The organism is Magnetospirillum molischianum DSM 120 (assembly GCF_000294655.1).
Lineage (GTDB): Bacteria > Pseudomonadota > Alphaproteobacteria > Rhodospirillales > Magnetospirillaceae > Phaeospirillum > Phaeospirillum molischianum.
Genome location: NZ_CAHP01000040.1, coordinates 1 through 1111, shown reverse-complemented (window position 1 = coordinate 1111; position 1111 = coordinate 1). Strand labels below are relative to the sequence as shown.

At 53.6% G+C, this 1111-nt stretch carries 1 protein-coding gene; it reads right to left on the bottom strand.

The annotated features are described in order from the left end of the window. Positions 1–909: 909 nt before the first annotated feature. On the bottom strand, positions 910–1111 hold a 202-nt coding region (locus PHAMO_RS15030; protein ID WP_040567499.1), incomplete at its 5' end, for a transposase.

The following is a 1111-nucleotide window of genomic DNA, read 5'->3' as shown; positions in this document are numbered from 1 at the left end:
GAGTATATAACATTAACCTACCCGACTTAACTGCCTCTGCGTTGTGTTACCTGTTGGCGCTGCTTATTATTTCCGTGTACTGTATATTGCTTGCAAGTGTTACCTATACATATGCGTGCTACTATATTATTTAATGTGATTAGAATTTGATTTAATTTTTACTATTTCGCATTACAGTTTAATTGACTTTGACTCGCATTCGGTTGTTTATTACCTTTTATATGATTTCTTGATTTGTTACACGGATATTTTACTGTATTTTTACATTGAATACTCGATATCGACGCTTCGCTCTGTTTTGCTAACCAGCTTCGATATGGGTAGGTGGGTGGTTTCACGTAACGCGACGGCGCAGGGATGCTCGCCGTTAACACTACCGTCCAAGGGCTCGATTGGAGCCGCCTGACCCGAGACGAATTCCCCCAGCTGCTGGATGGACAGCACACATGGCGGGCCCACGAGGGCAACATCACCACCTCAGCCGCTCAGATGCATTCTGATCCACAGACAACAGCCACAGGCGCTGCGCCGATCCAAATCTCGACCAGGCCCGCGACCTGGTCGAGATTTGGATCGGCGAGCCCGACCGACGGCCGCCGAAGCGCTGGCGATCAAGAAGCTCCGTGCCGCCAATGCGGAAACCACGCCCCTGCGCGCCCCACAGACCACAAAGAACGCCCGACCATGATCGGAGAACATCCCCTCCCAGACGGGGCCTTGCCGCGCCATCAAGGACAGCCCCGGCGATCCGCACCACAGCACGAGCTCCACGGACCACGCAACCGGAACCCGACGAAACACGACAGATCGGAGACATCCCTATGCCAGCCGTTAACACAACCCATCAGATGTTCGATTTGCGAAGCCTGACCCTCGACGAATTCACCCGGCTGCTAGTGCATTTTCCGTTCAATCGCGGTCATAACCTGCGGCTGCGAAATATTTGATGCACTCGTCTGGTGTGAAGGTGCCGATGCCGTCGCCTATCGCCGCCCAGAGACCCTCCTTGGTCCTGGCTGCGACCTTCTTGAGGAAAGCCTTCAGCTTCGAGAAGGCCATCTCGATGGGGTTGAAGTCGGGGCTGTAAGGCGGGAGGTACATGACTTGGGCG